At 69.4% G+C, this 18,616-nt stretch carries 17 protein-coding genes and 1 pseudogene; 13 read left to right on the top strand and 5 right to left on the bottom strand.

Going from position 1 to position 18,616, the window contains the following annotated elements:
• Positions 1–130: 130 nt before the first annotated feature.
• From OG992_RS01390 to OG992_RS01370, 5 genes are read left to right on the top strand one after another with little or no spacing between them, the layout of a single operon-like run.
• Entirely contained in the window at positions 131–1,720 is a 1,590-nt protein-coding gene (locus tag OG992_RS01390) for an ABC transporter substrate-binding protein (RefSeq protein WP_266305129.1), read from the top strand.
• Entirely contained in the window at positions 1,690–2,709 is a 1,020-nt protein-coding gene (locus tag OG992_RS01385) for an ABC transporter permease (RefSeq protein WP_266302051.1), read from the top strand. The genes OG992_RS01390 and OG992_RS01385 overlap by 31 nt, the downstream gene beginning before the upstream one ends.
• The gene (locus tag OG992_RS01380; RefSeq protein WP_238683971.1) at positions 2,702–3,586 is read left to right on the top strand and encodes an ABC transporter permease; all 885 of its coding nucleotides are present in this window, start codon (positions 2,702–2,704) and stop codon (positions 3,584–3,586) included. Before OG992_RS01385 ends, OG992_RS01380 begins: the two co-directional genes overlap by 8 nt.
• Positions 3,583–4,587 carry an ABC transporter ATP-binding protein gene (locus OG992_RS01375; protein WP_266302050.1) on the top strand — a complete coding sequence of 335 codons (1,005 nt, stop codon included), beginning with the start codon at positions 3,583–3,585 and terminating at the stop codon, positions 4,585–4,587. Before OG992_RS01380 ends, OG992_RS01375 begins: the two co-directional genes overlap by 4 nt.
• Positions 4,584–5,264 (top strand): ABC transporter ATP-binding protein, encoded by a 681-nt coding sequence (locus OG992_RS01370; protein ID WP_266302049.1) that lies wholly within the window; start codon positions 4,584–4,586, stop codon positions 5,262–5,264. Before OG992_RS01375 ends, OG992_RS01370 begins: the two co-directional genes overlap by 4 nt.
• Positions 5,265–5,342: 78 nt before the next feature.
• Here OG992_RS01370 and OG992_RS01365 read toward each other — a convergent pair whose 3' ends face one another.
• A complete protein-coding gene (locus OG992_RS01365; RefSeq protein WP_266302048.1) occupies positions 5,343–6,242 on the bottom strand; it encodes an ABC transporter substrate-binding protein in 900 nt (299 codons plus the stop codon).
• A 176-nt stretch (positions 6,243–6,418) separates the two neighbouring features.
• Here OG992_RS01365 and OG992_RS01360 point away from each other — a divergent pair, with 176 nt between their 5' ends.
• Positions 6,419–6,778, top strand: coding sequence for an ankyrin repeat domain-containing protein (locus OG992_RS01360; protein WP_266302047.1), 360 nt, complete (start codon positions 6,419–6,421; stop codon positions 6,776–6,778).
• Between the two features lie 60 nt (positions 6,779–6,838).
• On the opposite strand, the gene OG992_RS01355 is transcribed toward OG992_RS01360, so the two are convergent.
• The gene (locus tag OG992_RS01355) at positions 6,839–7,732 is read right to left on the bottom strand and encodes a sigma-70 family RNA polymerase sigma factor (RefSeq protein WP_266302046.1); all 894 of its coding nucleotides are present in this window, start codon (positions 7,730–7,732) and stop codon (positions 6,839–6,841) included.
• 108 nt (positions 7,733–7,840) lie between these two features.
• Here OG992_RS01355 and OG992_RS01350 point away from each other — a divergent pair.
• The 3 genes and pseudogenes from OG992_RS01350 to OG992_RS01340 all read left to right on the top strand — a co-directional run.
• A pseudogene (locus OG992_RS01350) lies at positions 7,841–7,951 on the top strand (transcriptional regulator); the annotation flags it as partial.
• Positions 7,952–8,487: 536 nt separating this feature from the next.
• Positions 8,488–9,018: an AAA family ATPase gene (locus tag OG992_RS01345; RefSeq protein ID WP_238683977.1), complete on the top strand. Its 531-nt coding sequence runs from the start codon at positions 8,488–8,490 to the stop codon at positions 9,016–9,018.
• Between the two features lie 351 nt (positions 9,019–9,369).
• On the top strand, positions 9,370–9,738 hold the full coding sequence (locus OG992_RS01340; protein ID WP_238683978.1) for a hypothetical protein: 369 nt from the start codon (positions 9,370–9,372) through the stop codon (positions 9,736–9,738).
• 1,051 nt (positions 9,739–10,789) lie between these two features.
• On the opposite strand, the gene OG992_RS01335 is transcribed toward OG992_RS01340, so the two are convergent.
• Positions 10,790–12,388, bottom strand: coding sequence for an MFS transporter (locus OG992_RS01335; protein WP_266302045.1), 1,599 nt, complete (start codon positions 12,386–12,388; stop codon positions 10,790–10,792).
• 133 nt (positions 12,389–12,521) lie between these two features.
• Positions 12,522–13,499 (bottom strand): NAD(P)/FAD-dependent oxidoreductase, encoded by a 978-nt coding sequence (locus tag OG992_RS01330; protein WP_266302044.1) that lies wholly within the window; start codon positions 13,497–13,499, stop codon positions 12,522–12,524.
• 79 nt (positions 13,500–13,578) lie between these two features.
• Here OG992_RS01330 and OG992_RS01325 point away from each other — a divergent pair, with 79 nt between their 5' ends.
• The 4 genes from OG992_RS01325 to OG992_RS01310 all read left to right on the top strand — a co-directional run bounded on the left by OG992_RS01325 (position 13,579) and on the right by OG992_RS01310 (position 17,024).
• Complete coding sequence (locus OG992_RS01325; RefSeq protein ID WP_266302043.1) at positions 13,579–14,181, top strand: helix-turn-helix domain-containing protein; 603 nt, start codon at positions 13,579–13,581, stop codon at positions 14,179–14,181.
• A gap of 276 nt (positions 14,182–14,457) precedes the next feature.
• A complete protein-coding gene (locus OG992_RS01320; RefSeq protein ID WP_266302042.1) occupies positions 14,458–15,351 on the top strand; it encodes an NAD(P)H-binding protein in 894 nt (297 codons plus the stop codon).
• Positions 15,348–16,184, top strand: coding sequence for an NAD(P)H-binding protein (locus OG992_RS01315; RefSeq protein WP_266302041.1), 837 nt, complete (start codon positions 15,348–15,350; stop codon positions 16,182–16,184). Before OG992_RS01320 ends, OG992_RS01315 begins: the two co-directional genes overlap by 4 nt.
• Positions 16,185–16,466: 282 nt before the next feature.
• Positions 16,467–17,024: a hypothetical protein gene (locus OG992_RS01310; RefSeq protein WP_266302040.1), complete on the top strand. Its 558-nt coding sequence runs from the start codon at positions 16,467–16,469 to the stop codon at positions 17,022–17,024.
• Positions 17,025–17,284: 260 nt separating this feature from the next.
• On the opposite strand, the gene OG992_RS01305 is transcribed toward OG992_RS01310, so the two are convergent.
• Positions 17,285–18,217, bottom strand: a complete 933-nt coding sequence (locus OG992_RS01305; protein WP_266302039.1) for a GNAT family N-acetyltransferase — start codon at positions 18,215–18,217, stop codon at positions 17,285–17,287.
• Positions 18,218–18,616 lie beyond the last annotated feature (399 nt).

Genomic DNA, 18,616 nt, shown 5'->3' with positions numbered 1-18,616 from the left:
ACCACATGATGCATAGCTCTGGTAATTGCCAAAGACTTGCAACTGTGCCACCGTGTTGATCAACGGTTGCGGCGCTGCGCCCACCCGATCAACGATCCTCCCCACACCACAGGAGCCCTCTGTGACCCGGATGCGTCCGACCTTCCGACGCCTCGTGGCGTCGACCGCGGCGGCGGGGATGCTCGTCCTCGTCGGGTGCTCGGCCCCGGCCGACCCCGACGGCTCAGCCGGCGGTGCGACGCTTGTCGTCGCCACCTCCGACGAGCCGGACGCGTTGAACCCGGTGCTCAACTACGGCGTCGACGGCGCCTCGCTGATCTTCGACGGCCTCGTCAGCCGGGACGCCGACAACCGCCTCGTCGCCGGTCTGGCCACGGCGTTGCCGGAGCTGTCCCCCGACGGGCGCACAGTGACCGCGAAGCTCCGCGACGGCGTGCAGTTCCACGACGGCACCGCGCTGACCGCCCAGGACGTCGTCTTCACGTACCAGGCCGTGCTCGATCCGACTGTCGACTCGACGCTCCGCTCCGACCTGGACATGGTCGAGTCGGTGACCGCGCCCGACGCGGCCACTGTGGTGTTCCGGCTGCGCTACCCGTACGCGCCGTTCCTGCAGCGGCTCACCCTCGGCATCGTGCCGGCGAAGCTGCTCAGCGGCCAGGACATCAACACCGCCGGGTTCAACCGCAAGCCGATCGGGACCGGGCCGTACCGGGTCGACTCCTGGACGCCGGGCGACCGACTGGTGCTCACCGCCAACGAGCGCTACTTCGGTGGTCGGCCGAAGAACAACCGGGTGGTGGTCGCGTTCGTCGCCGACGACAACGTCCGCGCCCAGCGGATGCGGGCCGGCGAGTTCGACGCCGCCGAGTTGCCGCCGAAGCTGGCCTCCGGTTTCGACGCCGACGCCACGTACCGGGTGCAGCGGGTGCCGACCGCCGACTACCGCGGCGTGATGCTGCCGACGGGCAACGCCGTCCTCGCCGACCCGGCGGTCCGCCGGGCGCTCAACCTGGCCGTCGACCGGGCCGCGATGGTGACCGGGCTCCTCGGTGGCGCCGGCGAACCGGCGTTCGGGCCGATTCCGCCGACCTCCGAGTTCGCCGACCCGTCGATCATCGGCAAGCCGACCGCCGACCCGACGGCGGCGGGAGCGCTGCTCGACGCGGCCGGCTGGGCCCTCGGCCCCGGCGGAGTACGCGTCAAGGACGGCCGACCGGCCCGGTTCACGCTGATGTACCCGGCGAGCGACACGCTGCGCAAGGACCTGGCCCTCGCCGTCACCGCCGACGCGAAGAAGGTCGGCATCGCTGTCACCCCGGCGGGGCTGACCTGGGACGCCATCGACCCCCGGATGAAGTCCGACGCCCTGCTGATGGGCTACGGCACCCCGTACGACCCGGACTTCGTCTCGTACAAGCTGTTCGGCTCGTCGTTCGCGGGGCAGGGCTACTTCAACCCCGGCTCGTACCGCTCCGAGGTGACCGACCGGGCCCTGCAGGAGGGTCGCGACCAGATCGACCCTGCCCTTCGCACTGCCGCGTACGCGCAGTTCCAGAAGCAGTTGGCCGCCGACGTACCGTGGCTGTTCCTCACCTACCTACGGCACACCTACGTGCTGAAGTCCTCGGTGCGGGGCGTGGCGCCTCGGGTCGAGGCGCACGAGCACGGGGTGGCGAACAGCCTCTGGTGGAACATCGACACCTGGACGCGGTCGTGACCCGCTCCGGTCGCCTGGCCGGGGCCGGTGCGGTGGTCCGGCGTCGGCTCCTGGTCGCCGTGCCGGTGCTCGCCGCGACCAGCGTCGGGATGTTCGCCCTCGGTGCCGCCTCGCCTGTCGACCCCGCCAAGCAGTACGCGGGCGCGGCGGCCTTCACCGCCAGCGAGGAGAACCTGGCCCAGCTGCGCGCGAACTGGGGCGTCGACGACCCCCTGCCGGTGCAGTACCTGCGCTGGATCAGCAACCTGGTCCAGGGCGACCTGGGGTGGTCGACCAGCCGCCACGAGCCGGTCGCCTCGGTGCTCGCCGCCCGGGCCGGCTGGACGTTGCTCCTGATCGGTGTGGCCCTCACCCTGGTCCTGGTCGCGAGCCTGCTGCTGGGCGCGCTGGCGGCGTACCGTCGGGGTGGGTTGTTCGACCGCGCGTTGCGGGCCGCGGCGTACGCGGTGCAGTCGATGCCGGTGTTCTGGCTGGGCCTGGCCGCGATCGCCGTGTTCGCGCTGGCCCTGGGCTGGTTGCCGGCGGGCGGGCTCACCGACGTCACAGCGACCAGCACGTCCTGGTCCGATGTGGCGCACCACCTGATCCTGCCGGTCGGGGTGCTGGCCGTGTCCCAGGCGCCGTGGTTCGTGCTGTTCGTCAGGGACGCGGTGGCGGAGAGCATGCGCGACGACCACGTTCTCGCGGCGCGCGCACGCGGGTTGCCCGGTCGGACGGTGCTGTTCGGGCACGCGCTGCGGACCGCGCTGCTGCCGTTCCTCACCCTTGTCGGCACCCACCTGCCCGAGCTGGTCGGCGGGGCGGTGCTGGTCGAGACGGTCTTCTCGCTGCCGGGCCTCGGCGCCGTCACTGTCGCCGCCGCGCTGGGCAGCGACTTCCCGCTGCTGGCGGCGATCACGCTGGTCACCACGGCAGTGGTGCTGGCCGCGAACCTCGCGACCGACCTCGCCTACGCCGCCGCCGACCCGAGGGTACGACTCGATGGCTGACCTCGCTGCCCGACCGCCGCTGCTGCGGGTGGCCCGGTCACGGCTGCGGCTGCGGCCCGGCCGCGCCGGTGCCCTCGCGGCCGGCCTGGTCCTGCTCGTGGCCATCGCCGGCTCGCTGCTCGCTCCGCTGGTCTGGCCGCTGGACCAGAGCGCTGTAGCGCTGGACCAGACCCGGTTGGCGCCGTCCTGGACCCACCTCGCCGGCACCGACGACCTGGGCCGCGACGTGGCCCACCGCGCGGTCTACGGGCTGCGGGTCTCGCTGCTCGTCGGCGCGGTCGCCGCGCTCGTCGCCACAGTCCTCGGCGGCGTGGTCGGTGGGATCGCCGGCACGCTCGGCGGCCGGGTGGACCGGATCCTGATGCGGATCGTGGACACCATCGCCGCGATGCCGCACCTGCTGCTGGGCATCTTCATCGTCGCCATGCTGCGTCCAAGCCTCGGTGCCGTGATCGCCTCCGTCGGGCTCACCCACTGGCTCTCCACCGCCCGCATCGTCCGATCCGAGTTGTTGAGCCTCCGGACCCGACCGTTCATCGACGCCGCCATCAGCGGCGGAGCCGGTCGACTCCGGGTCCTCACCCGGCACCTGCTGCCGCACGTCCTGCCCCGGCTGGCGCTGGCCACCACCCTGATGATCCCGCACGCGGTGTGGCACGAGACCGCCCTGTCGTTCCTCGGCCTCGGCCTGCCGCCGCACCTCGCCTCACTGGGCAACATGATCAACGACGGCCAGGGATCGCTGCTGACCGGCGCCTGGTGGGCCAGCCTGGCACCGGGCGCGGTCATCGTCGTCGTCACCCTCGCCATCGCGGTCCTCGCCGCCCGTTGGCGCGACCGCCTCGATCCCCGGGTCCGAGCGGAGCTGCACCTGTGACCACCACCGAGACCGTTCCCGCTTCGGTGCCTTCCCGCACCGTGGTGACTCGGCCGCTGCTCGCCGTGGACGGCCTCGGCGTCGAGTTCCGGCTCCGCGATGCGCGCGTGCGCGCCGTCAGCGATCTCAGCCTCACCGTGCGGGCCGGCGAGCTGCTGGCCATCGTGGGCGAGTCCGGCTGCGGCAAGTCCGTCCTGGCCCACGCCCTGCTCGGCCTCCTGCCGGGCAACGCCACGACCACCGGTCACGCCGTGCTGCACCACCCCGGCGCCGACCCGATCGACCTGGTCACCTGCGGCCAACGGCACCTGGCCCGCAGGGTTCGCGGGCGCCGGGTCGGGTTGGTCCCGCAGAGCCCGGCCACCGCCCTGAACCCGGTCCGCACCGGACGGCGACTGCTCGCCGAGACGCTGCGGGCGCACGGCCGCGACCGCGCCGACGCCGACCAACTCGCTGTCGATGTCGGGCTCGACCCGGCGGACCTGGACCGCTACCCGCACGAGCTGTCCGGTGGCATGGCACAGCGTCTGGTCACCGCGCTCGCGCTGGCACCCGACCCGTCGCTGCTCATCGCCGACGAGCCCACCACCGGGCTGGACCGGCCGCTGGTCGACCACACCCTCGACCTGCTGCGCCGTCGCTGCGACAACGGCGCGGCCGTCGTGCTCATCACACACGACCTGGCCGCCGCCCGCCGGGTCGCCGACACCGTCGCCGTGATGTACGCCAGTCGCATCGTGGAACACCGCGACACCGACCAGCTCTTCACCGCGCCGGCCCACCCGTACGCCGCGGCGCTGCTCGACGCCCTGCCGGACCGGGCCTTCCGACCGGTGCCGGGCGACCCGCCGATGCTCACCGCGCTGCCCCCCGGGTGCGCGTTCGCGCCCCGCTGCCCACGCCGCACCGACACCTGCGCGGACCGACCACTGTCGACACCGGTCCCCGGTGGCGGCACGGTGGCCTGCCACCACCCGATCCCCACCGGAGCCACCACGTGACCAGCGCCCAACACCTGCTCGCCGACGAGGTGAGCGTCGGGTACGGCCGCCAGGTCGTCCTCGACGGCGTCACACTGCGGATCGGCCGGGGAGAGACGGTCGGACTGCGCGGGCCGTCCGGCTGCGGCAAGTCGACACTGGTCCGGGTCCTGGCCCTGCTGCACCGCCCCGATCGGGGCCGGGTCAGCATCGACGGCACCGCTGTCGACGCTGTCCGCTACGCCGTGCCGGTCGCCCTTCGGACCCGCGTCGCCGCCCTCTTCCAGAGCCCGCGCGCCGCCGCCGATCCTCGACTGAGCCTCACCGATCTGATCGCCGAACCGCTGCGCGCCACCCGGACGCCCGAGTCGGCGGTCCGGGAACGGGTGGCCGAACTCGCCGACCTCGTCGGCCTCACCGCGGATCTGCGCAGCCGTCGTCCCCACGCGGTGTCCGACGGGCAACTGCAACGCGCCTGCCTCGCCCGGGCCCTCGTCCACCGCCCCGACTACCTGCTCTGCGACGAGGCCACCGCGATGCTCGACGCCTCGACCCAGGCGCACGTCGCCGCCGTCATCCGCGACTACCAGCGAACCCAGCAGGCCGGTGTCCTGGTCATCACCCACGACCAGACCCTGCTGGACCGCTGGAGCGACCGGATCGTCGACCTCGCCGGTGCAGCGAGGGCACCCGCCTGACCCGCGGTGCGGTGCGAATGCCGGGGCAACTGGCGATCGGCGTCGGAGGTCCGTCTCCGCCGCTCAGGCGCGGCACCGTCAACCGACGCCGAGGGGCACCCGCCGAGCGCGGGCGTCGGGACGTCCGGCGAGGATGCCGGCGAGGATCTCCGCGCCATCGACGACCCTCGGGCCGGGGCGGTTGAAGTAGGCAGGCCCGTCGACCACCCACACCTGCCCCTGACGCACCGCGGGCAGGTCCGCCCAACCGGGTTGCGCGGTCGCCACGGACAACTCGTCGACGGTTCGCTCGGGCGTGAACCCGCACGGCCCGAACACCACCACCTCGGGTGCCAGGTCCGCCACCACCGACCACAGGTGCGGGATGCTGTGCGCACCCGGCCCGAGCAGCAGCGACCGCCCACCCGCATGGGTGATCTGCTCCGGAACCCAGTGCCCGCCAGGCATCAACGGGTCGAGCCACTCGACGAACAGCACCGTCGGCGCGCCGGGCACCGGCCCCGGCAACGCGGCGAGGCGACGCTCGGCGTCGGCTCGGATCTCCGCCGCCCTGCCTTCGGTGCCGGTCAGCGCGGCCACGGCATCGACAGTGCCCAGGATCCCGTCGATGGTCCTCGCCTCCAGGGACATCACCCTGGTGTCGAGATCGATCAGACCAACCGCGTCGTTGACCCGCTGGTAGGAGACCGCACACACGTCGCACAGATCCTGGGTCAGGATCAGATCCGGCTTCAGCCCCTCCAGCATGGCGACGTCGAGCTGGTACAACGACGATCCCCGGTGCGCGTCACCGGCGATCGCCGCCGAGATCTCCCGGCTCGTCAAGGTCTCCGGCAGGGACGTCGCGGTCACCGCCGGGATGTCGGCCAGAGCCCCCGGCGGCCAGTCACACTCGTGGGTACGGCCGACCAGGTGCCCGGTCAGGCCGAGCATGGCCACGATGTCCGTGGCCGCCGGCAGCAGGGAGACGATTCGCACGTCCGCCTGCCTACCAGGCGCGACCGAGCCACGTCCACTCACAGATGGCCCCACAGGCCAGGCGGTCTTCGTCAGGCCAGTCGTGTAAATGACCGTGCGTTCGAGTACCTCGCCCTGTCACATCGGCTCGTCGTCTGGGCTCATAAGCACGAGTGCACACCCGTGAGGAGGACACAGTGCAGTTTGAAGAAGCCGCCGAGGCCGCCGACGAAGCGACGATGCGGTCGATGCTGTCCGCCGACCCTGGGCTGTGCGATCGGCATGCAGACCTGGTTACGCGGATGGCCGAGGCGCGCAACTGGCCAACGGTCCGGCTGCTCATCGAGCTTGGCTTCGGCGTCAACGGTGTCACCGCCGCCGGCGCCACCGCCTTGCACCATGCGGCGGCAGCGGGTGAGCTGTCGATCGCGCGCCTGCTGGTCGAGCACGGTGCCGACCACACCGCCCGCGAACCTGGGTTCAACGCGCAACCGGCGGGCTGGGCGCAGTACTTCAAGAAGCGGGAAACCCAGAAGTATCTCGAGTCCCTGGCCTGATGCTGCGCCGTCCGGTCACGCGGCATCAGACCCACAGCTCGTGGAAGTGGTGCTCGGCATTCACCCCACTGTTCGCTCCGCCTGGTTCAGGAGGGCGGACGCGAGGCGGTGGACGCGGTCGGGGTCGCGGACAACGTCGATCCTGACGATCTTTTCGGCCGCGACAGTGAAGGCCATGACAGAAAACAGCTGCCCGTCGCGGCTGATCAACGTTCCGATCGCGCCGTTGACCAGGGCGGGGCGCAGCTGGCCACCGCGTGGGGCGCGCGCCTGCTTGGCCACGGCCGCCGCGCCGCGAACGACGGTCGCCGGCCTGGCGGTGCCGAAGTCGGTGTGCAGGACGACGTCGGGGTCGAGGACCTGCACGAGGGCGTCGAAGTCACCGGTCCACGCAGCCGCGTAGAAGGCACGGACGACCTGCCGCTGGCGCGCTAGATCCGGATCGGGTGAAGGAATCTCGGCACCGTGCAGCCGGCGCCGTGCCCGGCTGGCGAGTTGTCGCGCGGCGGCCGGGGTGCGGCCCGCGATGCCGGCGATCTCCTCGAAGGGCAGGTCGAACATGTCGTGCAGCACGAACGCCAACCGCTCAGCAGGAGTGAGCTGGTCGAGCACGACGAGCAGGGCCAAGCTCACCGAGTCGGCCAGCAACGCCTCCTGCTCGGGGTCGAGGTCCCCGTCCGGGATGACAACCAGGTCGGGCAGGTGCGTGGCGAACGGATCCTCCCGACGGCGTCGGCGAGAGCGCAACATGTGCAGGCACTCCCGGGCGACGACAGTGGTCAACCATCCTCCGAGGTTGTCGATCTGATTCGCGTCGGACCGGCTCAGCCGTAGCCAGGCATCCTGAACAGCGTCGTCCGCGTCAGCCAGCGAACCGAGCATTCGATAAGCCACCGCCCGTAGCCGGGGTCGGTGCTGCTCGAAGCGCGCGGCCAACCAGTCATTCTCGTCCATCGGTCACACCATCCCATCGCCAAGGCTCACAGAGATGAACCCTCAGACACAGCGAACGTGACACCGCCGAATCCGGGACGCGGCACCCCGACGACGCCTGCGAGCGAGCAACACCTGGTCCATCGCCTCGATCCAGGGCACCCCTTCGTCGACCTCAACATCCACAACATCTGGGCATTGCTGGCCGCACGACGCGGTCTCGCTCTCGACAATCCCGCCGCGACTCAAGCGATGAACGTCATCTTCGAGGCTGGCGTCCTCAAACGCGCCGCCCGGACATTGTCGCCCGTGACGCCGACAAGCTGGAATGCCTCGTCCAAGCCGTCGAGTACCGCCACCAGGGCGTCGACACCGTGCAGCGCTGGATCGACAGCTCACGAGCGGCACTCAAGACCGCCAGCGCCCACCGCCTTGCCGACGCCGCCCTCAGCGGGCAACCCCTGGCCTGGGCTCACTCACCCGCCGCAGGAGTAAGCGTCATCACTTGGCGTTGTATTGATCTCGGTGATGGGCGTAGTCGATCAAACTGGACGAGACGCCCTACGACCTGGGCTTAAGAGGTCATAGACGGTCATCGGTGGTCACTGCTAGTTGACCTCAGACAGCCTGGAGGCGGCCTGATCTTGACGCCATCTCCAGGGTCTCCGCCGAGGGATGCGGAGGCGAGCTGCCGGCTCTTGCCACCTTGATGCCTGACGTCTCGCTCACAAGTCCTGTGCACGTTATCCGGTTGCTCAAGCGCGTTACCGTGTCCCGTGATCGTATGGCTCAACGGCACCCACGGCGTGGGCAAGACGACGACCAGCGCGCTCGTGCAGCATCTGATACCGGATTCACGGGTGTTCGACGCCGAGAAGGTCGGCGAAACACTCATGGACATCACACCCGGGCTACCCGCCACGGACAACTTCCAGCACTGGCCGCCATGGCGGCAACTCGTCGTCGAGACCGCCCGCCGCGTGCTCGACTACACCGGCGGCACTCTGGTGATGCCCATGACCGTCCTGGTCGAGCAATACTGGCGCGAAATCAGCACAGGCCTTGACCACCATGCCATCCCGGTACGGCACTTCGTTCTCCACGCTGACGAAGCCACCCTCCGCGGGCGTATCGAGGGGGAACACCCCGTCCCCTCCCCGTTCCGCCTCAAGTACCTCAAGCCCTACGCCGAGGCGGCCCGCACGTGGCTACATGCCGAGGCCGAGGTCGTCGACACTACGAACCTGACTCCCGCCCAGGCCGCCGTGCAGATCGTCCGAGCCACCACGGAAGGCTCACACGTCTAACCTGAGGAATGCGGTTGAGGCAGGGCGGACGAGCTTAGCGCCTGCTGGCGGTGGAGCGGCAGCGGAGCAACGGACGCGTGCCCAGGCGGCGGCGCGTGCGGCCCGTTCAGGGCCGCCTTGAAGACGTACAGAAACTGCTGTACGCAACCAGAAAGGCCGCCTCCCGAACTCGAAAAACGGCCTCTGACTCGCGGAACTGAGAGTGGGTGATGCTGGTATCCGAACCAGGGACCTCTTCGGTGCGACACACGACGGATGGCAGACCGGCGACCACCGCTACCTTGCCGAAGGCACCATGGCACTGATCGCCACGCCCGCCCTCACCATCGCAACGACCGAACTGGCAGCAGCATGACCACCATCGCCTGGCCCGACCGCAGGGCCGACATCATCAACGCCCTGTCCATCCTCGCGGCGCTGCGCCCACATGAGCCCATCCCCTGGCCCGGCCTGACCGAAGCCGTCCACTGGCTCATCGACGACACCTTCTGGGACCAGCGTCATCCCCGCGACGACATCGGCACCATCCTCGCCAGCACCAGCGAGGCCAACGCGATCCGCGCAACACTCGAACCCTTGACGGCCATCCTCGACGAACTCGGACCCACCGCCCCCGACGACGACTACTTCACCCACCCGCGATGGCATGAAGTCACCAACGCCGCAACCAACACCCTCCACCTCATGCCCGGCAAAACCCCAACTCGACCCCGAGACTGAACGGGCGAGCAGAGACTCACGGCTCTACACCACTCCGCGGGGGACGTGGCCGTCACCGCATGCAATTGATACCGACTCGACGGCTCCTGCCCCCGCCGCACGAGAGGCCACGTCCGTCCCTCTGGCCAAGCAGCGCGACCGCCGCCGAACGCCTCCTCGACAACGAGCCCTGGCCGTCCGATCTTGGGCGTCCCGGTCGGCGAAGCTAACGACTCAGCTATAGCGAGTTGCCACAGCCGAACGCCGGCGGCGTCGCGGACGCCCGCGCTATGCCTTGACGGTGACCTGGTGGTTCCCGCAGGCAGCGATCATCGCCGGAATGGCTTGACCCAACCGGGAACGCAGGAAGTCCCCTCCCGGACCCGCACTGCGAGGATCTTGCACACGCTGCACCATTCCCACCGCTGTCACGCCCGCAGACTTCAGGTCCTCGTAAGCCGACCGTTGGAACAGCTCACCCATCCGCCGCAGCTCGTCAGCGGGCGCTATCTCCCCCTGCTCGGCGCGAACCAACATCCCCGCCGACCGGCATCCCGTCACTCCCGGGTCTTCATCCCCACGGTCGGCTAGCTGCCAGTACACCGCGGCGCCACCCACCAGAGCGAGCAGGACAACCGACGCCGCCGCCAGGCCGATCCACCGACGCCGAAGTCTCGAACTAGCAGAGGGACCGAGGGCGGCCTGGGAGTCATGCATTCTTAAGTCTCACTCTTCCTGATCAAGGGAGCCGTAAGCTAACACCCCATACGCGCAGGCTGCGAACAAGCCCACGTGAGCGGACGGGATCGGCACGAGACATCCGGCGCGGCGGTAGTGCCTCAGCAGCCCTCAACGTTTGCTCCCATAACGGCGCTCCCGTCTAGGGGTCCAGTCGAACCAGACGCGAGTGTCGCTCCGCTACAAGAAGGGCACCGGACGCCGCCGCCAACGCCGCCGCGCTCGAACGCAGGTGCAGAAGCCGTGACCACAGCACCTTCAGCCGGAAATACGCACTCCGAATCCGCTCGGATGTTCGACGCCCCCGGGGTCCTCCCGGAGCGTCGGTGCAGATTCAGCCCATGCCTTGGTCGTTGGTGCCTGCGTCATTCGGCTGGACGCGGGTGGTCGTCCAGACGATCAGCGACGCGATCAGCAGGAGGATCGAGCCGACCAGGAAGGCGTGGGTGACTCCTTCGGTGAAGGTCGCCTGCAACAGTGCCCGCCCCACGGCGTCGGGGTTGCCAGGAAGTGCTGTGGTGATCGGGCCGAGCACCTGCTCGGTGCGCTGCCCGGCGAAGTACAGGGACACGCTGCTGAGTACGGCGAGGCCGACTGATCCACCGAGTTGCTGGGCGGCGTTGAACAGGCCGGAGCCGACGCCAGTGTCCTGCGGTGCCAACCGGTAGAGCGAGGCCGGGGTGAGGCCGGCCAGCACCATTCCCATGCCCACGGCCATGGTGATCAGGTACGGGAACACCTGGCCCCAGTAGCTGACATTCCCGCCGACCGTGGTGCCGCCGGTGGCGGCCAGCGCCGCGGCGACCGGGCTGTCCTCCACCGAAAGCCGTGAGAACATCGCCATCGAGAAGGCAGCTAGCAGGCTGCCGATGCCGGCGATGATCCGCGGCTGGATCCGCGTCATCGCCCTGCCCGCCACGGTCGCCGTCACCACGATCCCGAGCGCGAACGGCAGAAAGGCAATGCCGGTCCGCAGCGGCGAGTAGCCGAGGATCTGCTGAACGAACAGGGTCAGGAAGTAGAACATGGCGAACATCGAAGCCATGGCCAGCGTCAGGGCCAGGTAGCCACCGGCCCGGACCCGGTTGGGGAAGATCCGCAGAGGCAACAGCGGATGGGCTGCGCGCCGCTCGATCAGCACGAAGATGACGAGCATGGCCACGCTGACGGCCAGGGTCCCTATCGTCGCCGGGTCGTCCCAGCCATGCCCCTCACCGGGCCTGGTGAGCCCGTAGACCAGACCGACGATGCCCAGCGAACCGGTGACGGTTCCCGGAACGTCGACGAGCCCGCGCTGGCGGGGCGACTCATGCAGCAGCTTCGGGGCCAACACGGCGATTGCCAGCGCGATCGGGACGTTCAGCAAGAAGGTCAGGCGCCAGCCGTCCAGCTCGATTCCCACGAAGCTGTCCACGCTGGTCAGCCAGCCGCCGATGATCAGGCCGATCCCGGCGCCGGCGCCGGACATCGCGGCGTAGACGCCGAAGGCGCGGTTGCGCGCCGCACCCAGCGGGAAGGTGGTGGTGACCAGGGCCAGGGCGGCGGGGGCGATGAGCGCGGCGCTGCTTCCCTGCAGGATACGCACGGCGAGCAGGAGTGGTCCGTTCGCGGCGAGACCGCCGAGCACCGATGCGACAGCGAAGCCCACCATGCCGGTGACGAGCATCCGCCGATAGCCGAACATGTCACCGAGCCGGCCACCGAGCAGGAGCAGCCCACCGAAGAACAGCGCGTAGCCGATGGTGAGCCAGGTGAGACTGGCGCCGGACATGTCGAGGTCCGCGCCGATGAAGGGCAGCGCGATGGTGACGATCGAGCCGTCCAGCACGATCAGCAGCTGGGTGACCGAGATGAGCGCGAGCGCCCAGCCAAGGTGCCGTGTCACCGGCACCTGCGGCGCCTCGGCGACCTCAGTGGGGTTCGTGTTGGCCATGGTTCCTTCCTTGTGGTGCCCGCCGAAGATTGGCCCTGCGCGGCGCGGCGAGGCCGCCGGCCGCGCGCTGGGCCAACCCCGGCTTCGGGTCGGACAGTGGTGCCGACCTTCGGTCAGCTTCGGGTCGTGCTGGTCACGAGGCACCTGCACTCACGTGGCGGTGGCGCTCGACCGCCGTGCGGGTGTCCTCCGCGACGAGGTCGGCGTTGAGGTGTTGACCGGCGGTCGCTCCGGCGGCCGCGGCCGCTCCGACCTGAGCGGTCAGGTCGGTGACGTTTCCGGCCAGCCACACTCCGGGCACCGGGCTGCGGCCGAACTGGTCGGCGGGCAGATGGTGCCCCATACCGCTGGGGTGTTCCACGGCGCGCAGTCCGAGTTCGCTGAGGAAGCCGGCGCGCGCTTCCATCCGGGTCGCGACCGCGATGACCTCTCGCGGTACCACACGGCCGTCGGCCATCCGCAGCCCGGTCAGATCCCCATCGACGGCCTCGGCGGCCGCCACCTCCCCGGTCACCACGTCAATGCCGAGGGCAGCGAACTGCTCCTGCTGCTCCTCGGTGAGTTCGCTGCGGTGGGTGAAGTAGACCAGGTTGTCGCTGAGCTGGCGGAACAACAGGGCGTGGTGCACCGACGGCGCGCCGGTGGCCAGGATTCCGATGGCCCGTCCGCGTACCTCGTAGCCGTGGCAATAGGGGCAGTGCACGACGTCGTGCCCCCATTGCGGTGCCAGCCCGGCCACGTCGGGCAGCACGTCGACCAGGCCGGTCGCGACCAGCAGACGACGGGCATGCAACTGCGTTCCGTCGGCGAGGGTGACGGCGAACCTGTCGTCGTCACGACGGGCGCCACTGACCTCTCCGGTGAGAATCTCCCCGCCGTAGCCGCGGACCTCGTCGCGGCCCGCCGCCAGCAACTCGCCGGGCGCGGTGCCCTCCCTGGCGAGCAGTCCGTGCACTCCGGCCGCAGGGGCGTTGCGCGGCTGACCTGCGTCGATGACGACAACCGAGCGCAGGGAGCGGGCGAGAATCAACGCTCCGCTCAGGCCGGCGGCACCACCACCGATGATCACAACATCAACCGCTCGCGCGGCCCGTTCTCCGTGGTTCTTCACGGCGATCACCTCCGGGCACGACAGTGCGCCGCGACCGGCAGAGCGACAACTTCCTTCCCAGTTATGGCAACATCGGGGGATGTCCGATGACATGGAAGAGGCCATCGCCGCCGCCGGCCCCCGGCTGCAACAGCTGCGGCGCAGCCACCGCCTCACCCTCACCGACGTGGCCGAGAGAACCGGCATCTCGAAGAGCACCCTGTCGCGGCTGGAATCGGGCCAACGACGTGCCAGCCTCGAACTGCTGCTCCCGCTCGCGAAGATCTACCAAGTCACGTTGGACGACCTCGTCAATGCCCCCGTGAGCGGCGACCCGCGGATCAACCTGCGTCCGGTCAGGCGCGACGGGGCGACCCTGCTCCCGCTCACACGCCGGCCGGGTGGCATCCAGGCGTTCAAGATTGTCCTCGGGGCAGGCGGATCGGACACACCGGACCTCCGCACGCATGAGGGTTACGAGTGGCTCTACGTCCTTAACGGGCGCTTACGCCTCATGCTCGGCAGTCACGACCTCATCCTCCTTCCCGGCGAGGCCGCCGAGTTCGACACCCGTACTCCTCACTGGTTCGGGACGCTCGAGGGTGCAGGGGCCGAGTTCCTCAGCCTGTTCGGCCAGCAGGGTGAGCAGGTCCACTTCCGGGCGAAACCGAAGACGCCACGACGCCAGGACAGCGCCGCCTAACGGACGATGGCCAGCCTTCGGCCGCTACTGCCGCCGCCCTCCAGACGCCGCGTTGCTTGTGCAGGGCACCGGCTGAGCAACGCCGTGCGTAGGGGTACCCGCGCCAGCCGGAAGACCGACGCAACCGGGTGCGGTGGCCGTGCATGTCGTACATATGTACGATGTGCGACTTTTGAAATCTCCGCCTAGCCTGCGTGGTGACCGCCGCCGCGCCATTGGCCGTGGATTCGCGGCGGCGGTCTATTGCCCCACTCCAGGTATTCGAGAAGGAGCAACGTGACAATCCTAGTAACCGGAGCGACCGGAAACGTGGGTCGCCAGGTGGTGGCCCAACTGGTCCGGGCCGGGCAACCGGTGCGGGCGATGACCCGCCGGCCGCAGACAAGCCGGCTGCCGGACAGCGCCGAGGTAGTCCAGGGAGACTTCGAACGTCCCGACACCTGGCCGGCGGCGCTGGACGGAGTGCAGTCGGTGTACCTGTTCCCCTTCGTGTACGCCGCGCCCGACCATGGGTTCGTCGATGAGGCGGTCAAGGCCGGCGTCACCCGGTTCGTCGTGCACTCCGCAGCGGCGGCCGGGTTCCCAGCCGGAACCGGAGGCGACGGCGCCCTCGGCCGGCACCTGACCGAAGAGCGGGAAGCGCACCGCGGGTTGGAACTGCTGGTGGAGGCCTCCGGCGCTGAATGGACCCATGTGCGGCCGGGCCTGTTGGCCGCCAACGCTCTGCAGTGGGCCGACCAGATCCGGGCCGGACGGGTGGTGCGCGGGCCGTACGCGTCCGCTGGCTATCCGGTGGTCCACGAGGCCGACGTCGCCGATGTGGCGGTCGCGGCCTTGCTGACCGACGACCATGTCGGTGCCGCGTACACCGTCACCGGCCCGGTGAAGGTCTCGCAGGCGGAGCAGGTCACCGCGATCGGCGCCGCCATCGGCGTGCAGGTGCGATTCGAGGAGCTCGATCCGGCCGAGGCGCGCAGGCAATGGCTGCGCGACGGCTTCGATGAGGAGACCGTCGACTGGATGATTGCGCTGCTCGCCGACGCGATCGACGGGACGGGAGCGTTGCCGCCGACGGACACCTACCTGCGGGTGACGGAGCGACCACCGCGCACGTTCGCCCGGTGGGCCAACGATCACGCCGCCGACTTCCGGCCGGAGGTGACACGATGACGATTCTGGTCACGGGTGCCACCGGCATGGTGGGCCGACACGTCGTCGCCGAACTGGTGAAGACCGGTCATCGGGTCCGCGCACTGACGCGGACGCCGTCGGCGTCGAGCCTTCCGGACGGGGTGGAGGTCGTCGGCGGCGATCTGACGGACCCGCCGTCCCTGGAGCCGTCGTTGAACGGCGTGGAGCGGATGTACCTGTTCCCGGTCGGACGGACAGCGCGTGATGTTGTTGCTGCTGCGAAGCGGGCCAGCGTGCGGCGCATCGTCGTGCTGTCCGGGGCGCTGGCCGACACCGATGACAGTGAGGACGGATACCTGGCGGTCGAGCGTGCGGTCGAGGATTCCGGTCTGGAGTGGACGCATGTGCGACCTGGAGAGCTCGCCGCGAACTGGCTGGACTGGGCTCCAACCATCAAGGAAGGTCGGGTGGTCCGCCGGCCGTACGGGGCTGCGGTGACCCAGCCCACCCATGAGGCGGACATCGCCGCGGTCGCCGCGAGGGTGCTCGTCGAGGACGGCCACACCGGCCGGACCTACACCTTTGCCGGCCCCGAGGCGCTCACCACCGTCTCGCAGGTCGACGCGATCGGCACTGCGATCGGTGCCACGGTGCGATTCGACGAACTCGATCCGGCCCACGCCCGAGCCGAGTGGATCAGCAACGGCTATCCGGAGGCGTTCGTCGACTGGATCTTCGCCATGTGGGCGGAATCCGCGCGTGCCCCCGCCCCGACGAACCAGGAGTGGGCAGACATCGTCCCGCGTCTGACCGGCCGACCCGCGCGGACATTCGCGCAATGGGCCACCGACCACGCGACCGACTTCCGGTAGACCGTTCATAGTGGGGCATGGCGACCCTTCTGGGCCACCATGCCCCACACGACCGCCAACCCAGCACGACGCGCGACGAACGCTCCGCGCAAACATCCTCATCTCGGCATGAGCGGACACCGCCCTCGCCTCTACAGAGAACGCCGACGCCGACTCGTTCGGGTCCGCCGAAGAGGTCACCAGCCTGAAGTGGCTGGTGAGGGCCGTTGCCCGTGGGGTCGATGTCTCAGATGACGGAACCCCTGCGGATTCCTGATGCAAGCGATCGGATACCTTTCATCGATGTTCAGGGGCGAACGCGCCGAGGGCGACCTCGAGCGGGCGCTCGGACAATCTCGCCGTGCTGAGGGACTGCGCGAGCCGGTCAAACAGCCGAGCATCGTCTGGATGGCCGGCGACAGCACTCCCTACACCTATCCGACGCCCAGGGGCCAGGTCCTCGACTTCGTACTGGTGACCTCGTCGGGCCTGCTTGCCGAGGGCATCGGGGCGAACGTGCCCTACGAGAAGGTAGCGGGGGTGTTGCGTAGGTTCCAGACGTCCGTACGCACAGCGACTCCATCGTTTCGCGCCTCTCACGATCTCGCAGAGCCCGACAAGGTCATCGCGACGGCCGTTGTCGCCGCCATCGTCGCCACGTCCGGCGAGCGAGGCTTCGCCGCACCGGCGGCTGAAGGGCTGTTGCTCCTCGACCGCGCCGTCGTCTGGACGCACAGACGAGCCTTCTACGCATACTTAGTGACAGGGCTAGGCGATCAATCCTTCTTTGCCGACGTCGTCGTGCCTTTGGAGGGCATCTCTGACACAGGCATTCAGACCAAGCTTTATACGAATATCTGAAACCTTGCGAATTCCAGTACGGTTTCACCTTCGATCGAATGCATCGTCATTGACATGTACGGAAGTCGCCCTACCGTCTCCGCGAGTCGCCGGGCAGATCCGGATGTCTTGAGGGGTGCTCATCCAACGAGCCGCCGGCACGCACTCCGGCTGCGCGGTAGTCCAGCCCGCTTGACGACGAGCTCGCACCTTCTGATCCGTAGCTTCGGCAAGGCGGTCCGAGCTCGTGCGTTGCAATGTCGGCACCGACCTTTCCTCGTCTATGGCTGGACGTCGTTGGAAAGGTTGATCCGGAACTCCGTGTTGCGGTAGCCGGCGCGACCGAAAGCGGCTGCCATAGGCGCGTTGCCCATGTCGGTGGTGGCGGTGATGCGCGACTCGCCGTTGGTCGCGTGAAGGCGCGTGATCTCGGCGAGCACCTCGTCCACGTAGCCGCGCCCGCGGAACTCCGGCACCACCCCGAGATAGCCGACGTTGACGTTGTACGGGGTCGCGGAGGGAATCGCCATGCCCGCCACCTCGCCGTCGCGCGTGTAGGCGATCCGCCACCACTCCCGCTTACCCGGCGCCCTGAGATAGAAGTCCATATCTTCGCGCGCGGTCGCGTCCACGCCCTTGGCGGCCAGGTTCGCACGGGTCTGGGCATCCAGGCTGCCCTCGGCAATTCTCCTGAACACCGCGAGGAACTCCTCGTCGGAGGCTTCGGTGAACCGTAGCCTGCCGGCCGCGGGGGGTACCCCGTCGGCGGGCGCCCACTCGAACTGCAGCCGCTCCACCTCGCGGATGAGGCCCGCCGCGTGCGCCGCCGCCCGCCGCCACTCCACGGCCGCCAAGGTGGCCGGATCGTCACGCCAGCCGCCGGTGACCTCGATGCTGTACTCCACCGGCTCCGGGAATCCGGCCAGCGCGGCCTTGATCAGCTCGGCGGCGACGGCGGCACGGTCGTCCAGGGCTGGATCCACGTCGAGGCAGTCGAGCGCGACCGGATGCGGGCTCCCCTTCGGCCCCCACCACAATGCCCGTCCCACGACCTGGCCGTCGTGCTCGGCGATCCATGTCCATTCCGGTCGGTACATGTCCTCGGCCAGATCGGCCAGGTAACGGTCGGCGGGGATCCACCCAACGGGCTCGGTCACGATCCACGGCGTCACGCGGTCGAGGTCCGCGGGGGCGGTAGCGCGGTAGGAGATCACGTGCAGAGGCTAGCGAAGCTCAGAGGATGATTCGCGCGGACGGAAGGGCTCCTCTCGCTCGGCTAGAGCAAGGCTCCAGTGCCTGCGGCTCAAGTCCCTGCGGACTCAAGCGGATCTCCTCGTTGGGCAGTCGTAGACCGTCCAGCCTCCCCAGGACGGGGACAAGGTGGAGCGCCCTACCGGGCGAACGACCTTGTTCCCGTCTGGGCAAACGTTCCGACGGTGGCAGGTTCCTCACCTACCGGCTGAACGAGATGTGGTCATCGCAACCATCGGCCTGATGGGTTAGAGCAAGAGTTCGCTCCTGCACCGCCGCGCGTGGTTCCTTACGACCCTGTTTAGGGCCGGCGCCAGCCATCCCGAAACAACACGCCTGACCACTTCGCCAACCTGCACCCA

It is taken from the genome of Micromonospora sp. NBC_00362, assembly GCF_026342155.1.
Taxonomy (GTDB): domain Bacteria; phylum Actinomycetota; class Actinomycetes; order Mycobacteriales; family Micromonosporaceae; genus Micromonospora; species Micromonospora hortensis.
This window is presented reverse-complemented; position numbering and strand designations above follow the sequence as displayed.

Excerpts from the sequence above, each read along its gene's own strand:
- OG992_RS01355 (WP_266302046.1), bottom strand. The coding sequence starts at position 7,732 with ATGGACGAGAATGACTGGTTGGCCGCGCGCTTCGAGCAGCACCGACCC.
- OG992_RS01380 (WP_238683971.1), top strand. The coding sequence starts at position 2,702 with ATGGCTGACCTCGCTGCCCGACCGCCGCTGCTGCGGGTGGCCCGGTCA.
- OG992_RS01315 (WP_266302041.1), top strand. The coding sequence starts at position 15,348 with ATGACGATTCTGGTCACGGGTGCCACCGGCATGGTGGGCCGACACGTC.
- OG992_RS01325 (WP_266302043.1), top strand. The coding sequence starts at position 13,579 with ATGTCCGATGACATGGAAGAGGCCATCGCCGCCGCCGGCCCCCGGCTG.
- OG992_RS01335 (WP_266302045.1), bottom strand. The coding sequence starts at position 12,388 with ATGGCCAACACGAACCCCACTGAGGTCGCCGAGGCGCCGCAGGTGCCG.
- OG992_RS01310 (WP_266302040.1), top strand. The coding sequence starts at position 16,467 with ATGTTCAGGGGCGAACGCGCCGAGGGCGACCTCGAGCGGGCGCTCGGA.
- OG992_RS01390 (WP_266305129.1), top strand. The coding sequence starts at position 131 with ATGCGTCCGACCTTCCGACGCCTCGTGGCGTCGACCGCGGCGGCGGGG.
- OG992_RS01340 (WP_238683978.1), top strand. The coding sequence starts at position 9,370 with ATGACCACCATCGCCTGGCCCGACCGCAGGGCCGACATCATCAACGCC.